10 protein-coding genes and 1 tRNA gene are annotated in these 12153 nt (G+C 45.2%); 4 read left to right on the forward strand and 7 right to left on the reverse strand.

The features are described 5' to 3' along the window. Nucleotides 1–92: 92 nt before the first annotated feature. Nucleotides 93–551 carry an SRPBCC family protein gene (locus tag P2H89_RS19790; protein ID WP_275830067.1) on the forward strand — a complete coding sequence of 153 codons (459 nt, stop codon included), beginning with the start codon at nucleotides 93–95 and terminating at the stop codon, nucleotides 549–551. 212 nt (nucleotides 552–763) lie between these two features. Here the strand turns inward: P2H89_RS19790 and P2H89_RS19795 are convergent, their stop codons facing one another. The 3 genes from P2H89_RS19795 to P2H89_RS19805 all read right to left on the reverse strand — a co-directional run bounded on the left by P2H89_RS19795 (nucleotide 764) and on the right by P2H89_RS19805 (nucleotide 3450). Then, the gene (locus P2H89_RS19795) at nucleotides 764–1369 is read right to left on the reverse strand and encodes a hypothetical protein (RefSeq protein WP_275830069.1); all 606 of its coding nucleotides are present in this window, start codon (nucleotides 1367–1369) and stop codon (nucleotides 764–766) included. 228 nt (nucleotides 1370–1597) lie between these two features. Continuing rightward, a complete protein-coding gene (locus P2H89_RS19800; RefSeq protein WP_275830071.1) occupies nucleotides 1598–3085 on the reverse strand; it encodes a S41 family peptidase in 1488 nt (495 codons plus the stop codon). 293 nt (nucleotides 3086–3378) lie between these two features. Continuing rightward, nucleotides 3379–3450, reverse strand: a tRNA-Arg gene (locus P2H89_RS19805). 230 nt (nucleotides 3451–3680) lie between these two features. Between P2H89_RS19805 and P2H89_RS19810 the strand changes: the two genes are divergently transcribed. Continuing rightward, complete coding sequence (locus P2H89_RS19810; RefSeq protein ID WP_275830073.1) at nucleotides 3681–4331, forward strand: hypothetical protein; 651 nt, start codon at nucleotides 3681–3683, stop codon at nucleotides 4329–4331. Between the two features lie 53 nt (nucleotides 4332–4384). On the opposite strand, the gene P2H89_RS19815 is transcribed toward P2H89_RS19810, so the two are convergent. From P2H89_RS19815 to P2H89_RS19825, 3 genes are read right to left on the reverse strand one after another with little or no spacing between them, the layout of a single operon-like run. Continuing rightward, complete coding sequence (locus P2H89_RS19815) at nucleotides 4385–4861, reverse strand: SRPBCC family protein (protein ID WP_275830075.1); 477 nt, start codon at nucleotides 4859–4861, stop codon at nucleotides 4385–4387. 39 nt (nucleotides 4862–4900) lie between these two features. Next, the gene (locus P2H89_RS19820; protein ID WP_275830077.1) at nucleotides 4901–5719 is read right to left on the reverse strand and encodes a response regulator; all 819 of its coding nucleotides are present in this window, start codon (nucleotides 5717–5719) and stop codon (nucleotides 4901–4903) included. A gap of 8 nt (nucleotides 5720–5727) precedes the next feature. Beyond that, nucleotides 5728–7089, reverse strand: a complete 1362-nt coding sequence (locus P2H89_RS19825; RefSeq protein WP_275830079.1) for a sigma-54 dependent transcriptional regulator — start codon at nucleotides 7087–7089, stop codon at nucleotides 5728–5730. A 267-nt stretch (nucleotides 7090–7356) separates the two neighbouring features. Between P2H89_RS19825 and P2H89_RS19830 the strand changes: the two genes are divergently transcribed. Together P2H89_RS19830 and P2H89_RS19835 are read left to right on the forward strand one after the other, a co-directional pair. Continuing rightward, nucleotides 7357–9309: a PD-(D/E)XK nuclease family protein gene (locus tag P2H89_RS19830; RefSeq protein ID WP_275830081.1), complete on the forward strand. Its 1953-nt coding sequence runs from the start codon at nucleotides 7357–7359 to the stop codon at nucleotides 9307–9309. A 48-nt stretch (nucleotides 9310–9357) separates the two neighbouring features. Further along, the gene (locus tag P2H89_RS19835) at nucleotides 9358–10794 is read left to right on the forward strand and encodes an Ig-like domain-containing domain (protein WP_275830083.1); all 1437 of its coding nucleotides are present in this window, start codon (nucleotides 9358–9360) and stop codon (nucleotides 10792–10794) included. Between the two features lie 14 nt (nucleotides 10795–10808). Here the strand turns inward: P2H89_RS19835 and P2H89_RS19840 are convergent, their stop codons facing one another. Continuing rightward, entirely contained in the window at nucleotides 10809–12059 is a 1251-nt protein-coding gene (locus P2H89_RS19840) for an outer membrane beta-barrel protein (RefSeq protein ID WP_275830085.1), read from the reverse strand. Nucleotides 12060–12153 lie beyond the last annotated feature (94 nt).

Consider the following 12153-nt stretch of genomic DNA (forward strand, 5'->3'; position numbering starts at 1 on the left):
AAAATTACACAAACGCCTTAAGGCATGCAAACGTTAGCATTGAACAGTTTTCAGACCCGAAGATTTTTAGAATTTTAGGAATAACGAGTGAAATGGAAAGCATCAAGTTTACTGAAAAAAAGGAAATCAAATGCAGTCCTGAGTATGTGTTTGATTATACGCAAGATTATAAACAAAGACTCACCTGGGACACTTTTTTAAAAAAGGCCGACCTAATTGAAGGGGCTACAACCGCAGGCAAAGGAGTCAAGGCGTATTGCGTTGCCAAAAATGGCCTTGGAATGGTGACAGAATACGTTTCATTTAATAGGCCAAAAGCAACTGCAATCAGAATGACAAAAGGTCCTTTTATGTTTAAATCATTTTTAGGTTCCTGGACTTTTAAGGAAATACAAACTGATTTGACAGAAGTAATATTTTTATATTCATTTCAACTTAGATTTCCGTTTAACTTAGCGACAGGACTAATAAGGAAGAATTTGCAAGGCAACGTAAGGCAAAGGCTTGAAGACCTTAAAAAAACTCTGGAAGCAAGAAGCACGACTTGCTAACAGCGCATTTGTTATGGTGAACGACGATTTGTGCATGAATTAATTGCATTTACCTACGCTAATGCTGGTCTCCCCGATCATTTCGAAAAGTTTACGGGGCAATTACTGTGTTACACCGAATTTATTTCGATGTCAAAGAGAAAAAGGTCAGCATTACTGACCTTTTCTACTTGATATCCTACAAGGATAATCTTTTATATGATTCTGTACGCCTATCGTTTTCCACCACCTATGCAAAACCCAAGCTTGATACCCAAATAGCCGTTTTTAGTTGTATACGTGGATTTACCTTCTGACGTGGGGTCAATAGTTTCAAGTTTCGTAGACGGAACAATATTATACTCCAAACCGATCCGGAAGTGGCTAAGCTCAACGCCTACTCTGACCATTTCGCCAAATTTAGACCCGGCGCCGCCAGCGGCAGTAGTCCCGTTTGTATTAGCAGAGGCGGCCGCCAGCGAATAAATACCCAGGCCAAGACCTGCAAACGGGCGAACCGTGTTTTGTGTGAAATAATAATCACCGGTAAGCAAATAAGATCCTGCAGCTTTTACGTCGACATCTGCCGCGTTTCCATCTGCGTCTACGGTTCCACGGGCCATAACTGCCCCTTCCATACGAAGCCCAACTGAAAGATTGGGAATTACTTCGTACTTAGGTTCAAGCGCAAATAAAACGCCTCCTTTAGCGCCCGTTCCGCCAGGAATCGCATAACCCAAACTAAGGTCTACTTTAAAGGGCTTAAATGGGGATTGCAGTTGGGCATTACCAATAGCAACAATTGCCAATAACAAGAGACTGAGTGCAAACTTTTTCATTTAATATTGGTTTAGGGTGGCTATCAAAATAGGCAGGATTTTCCCCGAATGCAACTCAGACTGACACTTATCGAAAGATTCGAGGGAGATTACAAGTAAACGCTCGTGCTTTTACGTCGTATTTTTTCTTTTTGGGGTCTGGGAGACACTCGTGGCGGCTGAGCATACAGGTGATCATTAGCCACATGATTCCTATTAATTGGGAATAACAGAAGCCGTTTCATAGAGCTACTGTTCCAAAATCTGCTTCACATATGTTACCCATTTAAAGCCTGGGATTTCATTGCTTATGAAATAATCCGGCTGCAAACCGCGATCATCTACAACATATTGCGGGATTCGCTTGCTGCGAGAAAGACAATACCCTAACTCATATTCGTTGCAGGGGTCTTTTACAGCGTACATATTTGAAATATCAACTGCCCCAAAAGTAGGAGTTCCAAAAAATTTTACTTTTTTGCTTTGCCTGGCCGCCAGCACAAATTGTTCGGCTGTGCTGCCTACATTGCCATCTATTATAATACCCACTTGTTTGGGGTATGCTTTTTTTGTGGCAGCATCCTCCGCTTCTTTTTCTTTCATAGGCTCGTTCAAATAGACAAATTCTCCCAAATGCTTCTGTAAGGTATCGTATGATTTCTTTATCCATTCCTTTTGTTCATTAGAAAAAAAAGTTTGGTATTCCGGTTTATTAATAAGGTCCAACATCCTTTTATTATTCATTGAAGTACTCAGGTATTCAACGCCAACAGTTGATATTGGATTGGTTTTTACATAGGGGATGATATTGCTGAAGCTAAAATCGCTACCGCCTCCATTACCTCGAATATCGATAATAAGGTTTGGCATTTTTGACAGCATTTCATCGTTCGCGTCCAGCACGCTGTCAATTGCCTTTTTCTGGCCCGGATCAAATGAAGGGATTCTGAAATACAGTGTATTTTTGTCCAACTGCTTTATATATGGATTTTTGGTATTCTGTGATGTTAAATAGTCCTGGACTTCCGTTTCCGTAGTCAGCACCGGCGCCAGCCGCTTCAACCAAAGGCCGGCAACTTGTAAATAATTTTGTCCGGTACATTCTATATGGTCGCTTTTAGCTTTGGAATGATCGCACATGTAACCTATCCCCTTTAACTCATTACCCTCTTTTATTATTTCCAGTTTTACCTGTCCTGATTCCCAATAAGGAGAAACATTATTTATTAGGATACCCTTATATCCATTTTCTGTTTTTTTAATGGCAATTTTATAAGGTGGGGAATCCCAAATGCCCTCAAAGTCCTGCGTTTTCTTATTGCTCAGGTATTTTTCAAATTCAGTCAGCGTTATTTGTAATCGTGGCCAATCTTTAAATTGATTTTTAATGGAAAGCGTATCTAAATGTTTGGCAAGAGCCGGGCTTTCGTTTCCCTTTTTTCTTTCAAGCGCTTTGATGTAAATATGCCCTTTTCTAAAAAAATGCAACCATTCCTGCAGTACAGGCAGGCATTCTTCCCTGGTTTTTGCCACATTGATTTTTTCCTGGATTCTCTGCGTATGATAATCGTAGGTAGCCTGTCCTTTAATTGAAAGTATGTAGCTAAATCCCGCATCATTCTCCTCAAAAGTCTTTTTCAACCATTGGAAGGCTGTGCTACAGTTGCAGTCCTGGCCATAGGTAAACCCTGTTCCGATAAATAGAAGGCAGAAGGTTAATAAGCGTTTGGTAAACATATCCGATTTTCTATGTAAAAAAATTATCAATCATTATATCACAACTCAAAATGGTCATGTGCGCTCATTATCTATACGCAGAGGTTTAATAAATGTTACACGACTTAGTAGATTGCAACATCTATTTATCTATCCAGTGCTGAGTGTAACATGTCAGTACAGCTGAATAGCGCATTAATAAAGATGTAAATGCTCAAAATGTGAGAAAAGAAAAATGGAAGTGAATGCCTAACTAACTGGGATAAGTTTGGCAAAACAAAACCCGCTGAGTTACAGCGGGCTTGTCATGCTTGTAGTCCCGACAGGAATCGAACCTGTATCAAAAGTTTAGGAAACTTCTATTCTATCCATTGAACTACGGGACCGGGAATGGAAACTATGCCTTTAAAGACTTGTTTTTGAATTCCGGGCGCCAAAAATAAGAAAACAAAGCATTGCATTTGCAGTAAAGCTGAAAAAAGGGCAAAATGCTCAGAAACAACCGCTAAATAGGTACTTAGGGCCGTACACACCTTCCCTTTTGCATCCTTTACAAATTTGCTGGGCTGCTCCTGAATTCCACCTATCTTTGCTACCCCTAAAAAATGTACGATTTATGAAGTTTTATACCTGGCTTATCCGTTACCGCCTGTTTCTCGGCATCGCCTTGGTGGTATTGGGTATCGTGGCGAATATTTACAGCAGCTTCTGGCCTGCCTTCCCGCTTTATTTCATAGGCGCCATCCTCATTTTTGGCCACTTTTTCATCGGCCCGCTCCGCCTTATCCAGGAACATATGGAAGCCGGCGACCTCGAAGGTGCTGAAAGAGTGCTCAATAGTGTTAAATTCCCCAACCTGCTCTATAAACCCATCCGTTCTGCCTACTATACTTTTAAGGGACAGTTGGCAATGATGAAGCAAGACTTCGACGGCGCAGAGGCCAATATGAAGAAAGGTCTTTCACTGGGCACCCCCATGAAAGAAGTAAAAGGCGCCAACCTGCTGCAAATGGGTATGATATCCCTTCAAAAAGGCGACCTGAAGCAAGGAGAGCAATACATCCGTCAGGCTATCCGCGAAGGTTTGCCCGATAAGGAGAACGAAGCCGCTGCCTACCTGCAGATGTGTAATATCATGATGAACAAAAGAGAGTTCCGGGCTGCCAAAGAGTTCTTCCGCAAATCCAAGGCCCTGAAACCTACGACCCCCGAAATCGCCAAACAGATCAAAGAGATCGAAAAATACATTTCCAGGATCCCCGGTTAACACACCGGTTTCCTTCCAAAAAAGGGTGTCTCTTACAGTAGAGACACCCTTTTTTATTGGTGCTGCTCCCATTTACCAAACAGCTCTTCGATCTTCTTATAGCGGAAATCAAATATCTGCCGCAGCTTTTTCTTCACAAGCCAGCCAACAAGCATATCGCCCATCCAGCCACCCCGCACTTTGTAATGAACGATATCCGTCATCTCCAATCCGCCTGGCACGTCGCGGAAATGATGCTGGTGATGCCACAGGCTGTAAGGCCCGTAACGCTGCTCATCGGCAAAGTATTTGCCTTCTTCTACATGAGTTATCTCTGTCATCCAATACCACTCGATGCCCCAAAAGGGTTTTATCCGGTATTCGATGATCTGTCCGGGGTATATCCTGTTGCCATGTAGTGTAGAAATGATCCTGAAGTGTACATCGCCCGGGGTAATGGCTTGCAGATTATGGGGCGAAGAGAAGAACTCCCAGGCGGTTGCGGGAGAGATGGGTATCAGTTGAACCGATCGTATCGTGTGAACGCTCATATAGGTCTATCCTAAACAGCTCTCCAGCCTCATTGTTTTTTACAGGTTGTAATCTTTTTTTACCTGGGCCGCTGTGGCCAGCATTACTTCTGTTACCCGATTTACCATTATCGGTAACTGATCGATGTTTTCAGCCTTCTTGCCCTGTTGTTCTATTTGCCTGATCACCTCTTTAAGTTGTACAATGTTCATTGAGTCGACCGTCGACTTTAGTTTGTGTGCCAGCTTACCAACCTGCTGCCAGTTCTGCTGGCCGGTTTCCTTTTCCAGGTCCTGCAAGGTCAACGGCATGGTGTCCAGGAATAACTGTAGCATCCGTCTTACAAACGACTCGTCGCCACCAGCAATGTCTTGTATCATTTTAAGGTTGTACAGCTTGTCCTGCTCAAGGACATTGTTCACGGTGGCGTGCCCGTTTACCAGGAGGTCCGTTTGCATGGCGGTCTCGGTGGTCGTCATGTTTGTCAGGTTTTTCGATATGATACGGAATAGATCTGCTTCGTTGAAGGGTTTGGAGAGGTAGTCGTTCATGCCAGCCTCCAGGTATCGCTCGCGGTCGCCTTTCAGCGCGTTGGCTGTAAGGGCTACGATGGGCACTGTTGCCCTGGAAGGGTCGCTCAACAGGCGGATATGCCTGGTAGCTTCCATGCCATCCATTTCGGGCATATGTATATCCATCAAAACAAGATCGTACCCGTTTTGCTCCACCAATCCCAACGCAACTTTGCCATTGGCGGCGATATCGACCTCAATTCCCCAGCTCTGCATCATATGTCGCGCCAGTTGCTGATTCATCTCTACGTCTTCTGCTAACAGTATGCGGCGTTTTGCGAGGCTTTGATAATTGGGTGATGTCATGTTACCGGTTATTTGGTGGTCAGTTCACCTGCCTGTATCATGCGGTAAATGGTCGACTTGCCAATGTCGAGCTTCTTAGCTACCAGCAACACATCCTTATCGTATTTGTCCAGGTAATGTTGAATGATATGAATTTCGAAGTCTTTTAAGGTCCGTTCTTTACTCAGCAGGTCATTCACCGTTGCGACCGTGTTGATCGTAATATGCTCGGGCAGTACGGCATCGCCATCGGCCATCACGGCAGATAGCTCCATGACTGATTTCAACTCACGTACATTCCCCGGAAATGTATACTGTAATAGTTTTTGCTGGGCTTCCTGCGATAGCGTTTTCTTTCCAATGCCATTGTCTTTGCAAAAAAGATCCATGAAATGCCTGGCCAGTACAATGATATCGTTGCCTCGTTCACGAAGAGCCGGTAATCCGATCGGTAAACCGATCAGACGGTAGTACAGATCCTCCCGAAAGGTTTTCTTTTGAACCTCTTCCAGTAATATACGGTGAGTAGCAACGATGATCCGTGCATTGAGCGGTACTACTTCATTGCCGCCAATCCGCGTGAGTTCTCTTTCCTGCAAAACCCTCAGCAGTTTTGCCTGCAGACTGATATCCATTTCCCCGATCTCGTCGAGAAAAAGTGTTCCTCCATTCGCTTCTTCGAACTTACCGATGCGCCGGGTAAGGGCTCCGGTAAATGCACCTTTTTCATGCCCAAACAATTCACTTTCGATAAGGTCTTTAGGGATCGCAGCCACGTTCACAGCCACAAAAGGCTTCTTCTGTCTCTCGGAATTATAGTGAATGGCTTTGGCTACCATTTCTTTACCGGAACCTGTTTCTCCGTTGATGGATACCGTGATATTGGTCTTTCCAGCCTTTTCGATCAGGCCATATACCTTCTCCATTACCTCGCTTTTGCCGATGAGGAATTTGGAGTAATCGTATTTACGGGCTACCTGCTCCTTTAATTGCTCCACTTCCTGCCGCAGCCCAACGATCTCCCGGACGTGCAATAATGAATTCCAGAGCCTGTCCTTTACGTCGTCGTCTTTTACAATGTAATCGAAGGCTCCATTTTTCAGCAGGTTGATCGCTGTACCTACATCCTCCTGTCCTGAAATAATGATGACCTGGATCTCGGGATTGATCTCTCTGATCTTTTTCAACACGGCGCTACCATCCATATCGGGCATGGAATAGTCAAGGGTAACGACATCGGGGCGCTCGTGGAGTTGATTAAAAAAGGCTGTTGAACTATCGAAGCGTTTTACTTCGTAGTCTGGATTGAGAGACAGATAATGTTCGAGCATGGAACCATACCAAACATCATCTTCCAGGACGAAAATCCTGAGGGCATGCTGATTTTTCATTGTAAAGGACTAAATAGTACATATATAAACGTATGAATGCCAAAAAAGTATTCCCAATTTGAATATTTTTTCCGCGAATGAGAATAAACAGCCAAAGCGGGAATCCATAACTTACCTGATAATCAATAGTTAATGACCTATAACCATATTTTAATGTGTTTCTAATTTCTTCTCCTTTAATACGTCCAATTAATGAAGCCAGGAGCCAAATTCCCGGGTATCGCTGGCAATTTGTCACTTTTCATATGCTGCTGTTTAACTTTGGATATGCATCATCCGCTTTTGCCTGTATCCGACCTGGAAAGGATCGGCCTATTTGTCCATTTAATCGACCGGTTTCCCGTTGGGCATCCCCTCAAGCGATTCCGGGGTGATGTCTATTTCGAGATCGTCAATTTTCATCAGCTCTTCAAGGTTATGATGCAGGAAGGCTGGCAAACGGAAATCCTGCAGGAAGAGATTGAAGCGTACCTGGCCGGATTGGATACAACGGCCCTTCCGGCAGCTATCGGATGGACGGAAAAGCTTACAGCAGCTCTGCACGAATTTGATAACTACCGCCTGCTGCTCGTGGACACGAACCGGTATGAACCGGTCAGGCGGGAACCTGTTCTCAAAATTGCCGGGTCTTTCACACAGCAACCAACCCACATAGTGAGCCAGCAGTCGCCGGGCATACAGTCACTCCCTCCGACAGCGTCCATGCCCCTGGCTGTCCTGGAGGATCCATTTATTCAACAGGTGATCGTACTGCTTAACTACATCGTGGCAGAGCAGGAAATACCTTCCAGCGGCGAGGCTATGCTCTTTGAATTGTTGCATGGTCCCTGGTTCCAGATCGCGCCCAACGACATACTGGACCTTACACTGGACGTGGCCGACAGGCAATACACCGAGCACATTACCACACTACGGCGGTTATTGTATGAAAAGGTGCATTCACCCGCCAAAAACCTTTTTGCGCCCGGTGCCCCTGCCGGAATGAAAAAGGCGTCTGATGCTATTGAAAAACTAATTCCTCTCGTTGGGCAGTTACCAGTGCCCGACGTGGTTTCACTGCTGCTGGAGGAAACCGGCATTACCGAACATATCGACCAGCATGCAGACAATGCGACGCTCGCTCCCCGCCTAAACGCATTCCACAACTGGATTACCGAAGAATCCCTCCGGCACGCACCTAACAACCTGGGCAGATTGTTGAAGCTGATCGCCCTCGCCCCTTATTTAAGCTGGGCCGATTCGCTGCCTGTTCCCACAGATCCGGATGGTCGGATTGTGGCATTGGGGCGTCTCTATAAAACTGCTGACGACACAGACACCAAACCAGCCGATGAAAGCGCTGCCCCCATTTATCCCCTTCCCCATCCCCGGGGCCCTGTGCTCAGTTCTCCGTATAGAGCCATTGAGAACAAGTTGGTACAGCGATTTGCGATGCATGCTACTGCACTTAACAGTTACCTGCGCTGCCCGCTGGAGTTCTATTACAATATCCTGGTGCGGACACCTTTCCCCAGAAATGAAGCCACCGAGTTTGGATCGGCCGTGCATTTTGCCCTGGAAATGTTATTTAAGAAGATGCAATCGAACCAGGAGGCATTTCCCGCCAAACAGGCCTTTATACTGGATTTTGAAAGTTATATGCACCGGCGCAGAGCGAGTTTCACGCAGGAGCAATTCGACCGGCGCCTTGGCTATGGCAGAGAGGTACTCGAGAACTATTACGAGCAGTATGCACATCGCTGGAATACCATTGTGACCGTGGAAAGGAATTTCCGGAATGTGGTGGTGAGGGGCGTTCCAATAAAAGGAAAGATCGACAAGCTGGAGTTTGATGGCCGTTCTGTAAACCTCGTGGACTATAAGACCGGCGACCCGGACAAGGCCGATTACCGGTTATCGCCACCCCGTGCCGCGAGCCCCCTTGGTGGTGACTATTGGCGGCAGGCTGTTTTTTATAAAATCCTCGTGGATAATTACCAGCAAAAAGAATGGAAGGTGACGAGCGCGGAATTCGATTTTATTGAACCCGACAGGCTGGGTGTTTATCACAAGGAAAAGTTATTTATCGGGCCTGAAGATGTTGAGACCGTAACACAGCAATTCACCGTTGCGTGGGAGCGCATACGCGACAGGGATTTTTATACCGGCTGCGGCAAACCGGGATGCCACTGGTGCCGTTTTGTTAAATCATATGGGCTCGATACAAGCTCTCATCCATAATCCGTGCAAACGAGCTATGTTTGCAGCTTATTGAAGTTGTAACAATTCATGAAGCAGGTATTATCCATTCTTTTCATCCTTGTAGTGATCGCTCAATTTCAGGTTATTACGGTTGGCTGTGCAAATATCATTGCCCCCATGGGTGGCCCGAAGGATTCTTTGCCCCCGCAGCTGATGGAAGTACGCCCTGCCGACTCTACCCGGCATTTTACCGGCAAGCGTATCGTATTTGAATTTGATGAGTTTATTGCTGCGCCGGATAATATCCAGGAGAACCTGTTGATTTCGCCCTTACCTAAACTCAATCCGGTGGTGACCAGTAAACTGAAAACACTTACTGTTGTCATAAAGGATACCCTTGAGGATAATACCACGTACTCGATTAACTTTGGCAGTGCTATCAAGGACATCAATGAAGGGAATATACTGAAAGATTTCACGTACATTTTTACGACGGGGTCTACGGTCGACTCCCTGACCGTTTCGGGCAAGGTGATCGTAGCAGAGACCGGCAAACCCGACTCTACACTGATTGCAGCGCTTCATAAGAAAACAGACGATTCGGCTGTAGTAAAGGAGCGTCCACGTTATATTACCAAGCTTGATAAGGAAGGCCAGTTCACTTTCCACAACCTGCCTCCCGGCACTTTTGCTTTGTACGTTTTCAAGGACGAAGGTGGCCAGCGGAAGTTCATGAACCGCGGGCAGTTGTTTGCTTTTGCCGATTCACTCGTCAACACCACCGAAAAAAAATCATTTACCCTGTACGCTTACCCACAGCAGGAAAAAGAAGAAAAGAAAAAAGATACGGCAAAACCCAAAGCTCCGGTTGTTAAGCCGGCCACTAATAAAGGCGCTGGTGTGGGTCAGGATAAGCGATTGCGGCTTGAAACCAACCTGGCCAACCAGGAGCTGGATATCCTTGGTCAACTGGAGATCAGCTTCAAGGCTGCCCCCTTGAAATCATTCGATTCGACCAAAGTGCAGTTTGTCAGTGAAAAGTTTGAGCCCCTTTCCGGTTATCGATATATTACCGATAGCAGCAACAAGAAAATTACCTTACAGTACGCCTGGGTCCCGAATACGGCCTATAACCTCATCGTAGACAAAGATTTTGCGGAAGATTCACTGGGTCATAAACTGACAAGAACAGATACGCTCCAGTTCCGCACTAAAAAAGAGGCTGACTATGGGCTGGTTCGTTTGCGTTTCCCGAACCTCGATCTTTCCAAGAATCCTGTATTACAGTTTGTGCAAGGCGATCAGGTCAAGTTTAGTCACCCCTTTACCAATAATACCTTTAACGCAAAGCTCTTCATACCCGGCGAATATGACCTGAGGATCTTATTCGACACCAACAAAAATGGCATTTGGGATCCCGGCGATTTCTTTGGTAAGCACCTTCAACCAGAAAGGGTAATGCCCATTTCGCGCAAGCTGACCATTAAAGCCAACTGGGACAACGAAATTGACATTACCCTTTAGGAAATCGTCATTACTTATTTTTTGAACCGGTACCCCACTCTACAAGTGTAGGTGTACGGTTTAATCGATAATCCATTAAAACGTTCGAACCCTCCGGCAAGATTTGCTGTAGCACACACTTCAAACCTGTTTGCGATAATGCCGCCAACACGACCTGTCACAGATACCCATGATTTCTCAAGGTCGAAGTAGTTGTCCAGCTCTGCTTTCTTGTCGTAGTTAACCCATGTTCTAACTAACTTGTTCTCCGGATAGGAGGAAATGTTATAATCAATGCCTGCTCCCAGATAAACTTTCCACGTAGGTTTTCTCAGCAGGTTGTAAAGCAACGACAAGGAAGGTGTGATGTTATTTTGCTTCAATGTGTAGGTAGAATTGGCTCCACTTGGCAGGTAATCGGAAACAAAGCCTTTACCTTCATAACTTAAAGAACTATAGAACAACTCAACCCGGATAATGAGATCCTGGAGATTTCTTGAAGAGGCAATATCCATACCCAGTCCACCCGTAAACCCCACTTTGCTTTTGTAATCGAGGCGACTGGCTTCATTGGGTCCACTAACTTTCAGGTTTGAGAAGGTGGGGCCTGCTGCAACAAAGAAATTAATTGGTGCTGATTTCTTTTTCTCGACCTTCTGATCGTTGATCAAAGCAACGATCCTCAACAGGTCGCGTTCCTGATAATTAGCCCGTAAAAGGTAACTATTAAGTTTTTTCTCTTCTTTGTGGCCGATCGAAAAACGCTGCAGTTGATTGCGGAAAGTTCTTTTGTATTGCAAACTCGCGCTTACATTGTCGTATGACACTCTATAGGTCAACTCCTCATACGTACCTTGCTTGTCTTTCGTGTAATAGTGGGGCTTTTCATCTACCAGCTGGTAAAGTTCTACCACGGGTCCTTTCATGAGGATCCTCAGGAATACGGTATCTATTGCTGTCGTATCGTTTTTTCCATCCATGACTTCCTGAAGTGTCACCGGTGCCATATCTTTCTTCACCACTGCACGCTCAAAGGAGTCTTTTCCGATAATCAGGAAAGAGGTTAGGTCTGCAACAGTATATTGACGTACCTGACCTGCTTCTCCGTCTTTAAAATTGATCTTACGGGGGTTTTGGCGCCATTCGCGGTAATCGACCTGGCCTTCTTGCTGTGTTCCGTTGAGGAAGGTGATGGATGCAGGGAGATAATTGGTTTGGCTCAGGGTAGTTAGGGTATTCATCAACAGTAAAACAACTGTGCACAATAACACATTAAGTGTTCTCATATGTATCTTTTTGGTTTAGGGTGAGCAAAATTGGTCTAAAAACGATTACAAACAAACGAAAATTGCAAAACAGATCAGATCTGGGTAAAGGATG

Source organism: Paraflavitalea sp. CAU 1676 (assembly GCF_029223285.1).
Taxonomy (GTDB): Bacteria; Bacteroidota; Bacteroidia; order Chitinophagales; family Chitinophagaceae; genus Paraflavitalea.

Excerpts from the sequence above, each read along its gene's own strand:
- P2H89_RS19790 (WP_275830067.1), top strand. The coding sequence starts at position 93 with ATGGAAAGCATCAAGTTTACTGAAAAAAAGGAAATCAAATGCAGTCCT.
- P2H89_RS19795 (WP_275830069.1), bottom strand. The coding sequence starts at position 1,369 with ATGAAAAAGTTTGCACTCAGTCTCTTGTTATTGGCAATTGTTGCTATT.
- P2H89_RS19800 (WP_275830071.1), bottom strand. The coding sequence starts at position 3,085 with ATGTTTACCAAACGCTTATTAACCTTCTGCCTTCTATTTATCGGAACA.
- P2H89_RS19810 (WP_275830073.1), top strand. The coding sequence starts at position 3,681 with ATGAAGTTTTATACCTGGCTTATCCGTTACCGCCTGTTTCTCGGCATC.
- P2H89_RS19815 (WP_275830075.1), bottom strand. The coding sequence starts at position 4,861 with ATGAGCGTTCACACGATACGATCGGTTCAACTGATACCCATCTCTCCC.
- P2H89_RS19820 (WP_275830077.1), bottom strand. The coding sequence starts at position 5,719 with ATGACATCACCCAATTATCAAAGCCTCGCAAAACGCCGCATACTGTTA.
- P2H89_RS19825 (WP_275830079.1), bottom strand. The coding sequence starts at position 7,089 with ATGAAAAATCAGCATGCCCTCAGGATTTTCGTCCTGGAAGATGATGTT.
- P2H89_RS19830 (WP_275830081.1), top strand. The coding sequence starts at position 7,357 with ATGCATCATCCGCTTTTGCCTGTATCCGACCTGGAAAGGATCGGCCTA.
- P2H89_RS19835 (WP_275830083.1), top strand. The coding sequence starts at position 9,358 with ATGAAGCAGGTATTATCCATTCTTTTCATCCTTGTAGTGATCGCTCAA.
- P2H89_RS19840 (WP_275830085.1), bottom strand. The coding sequence starts at position 12,059 with ATGAGAACACTTAATGTGTTATTGTGCACAGTTGTTTTACTGTTGATG.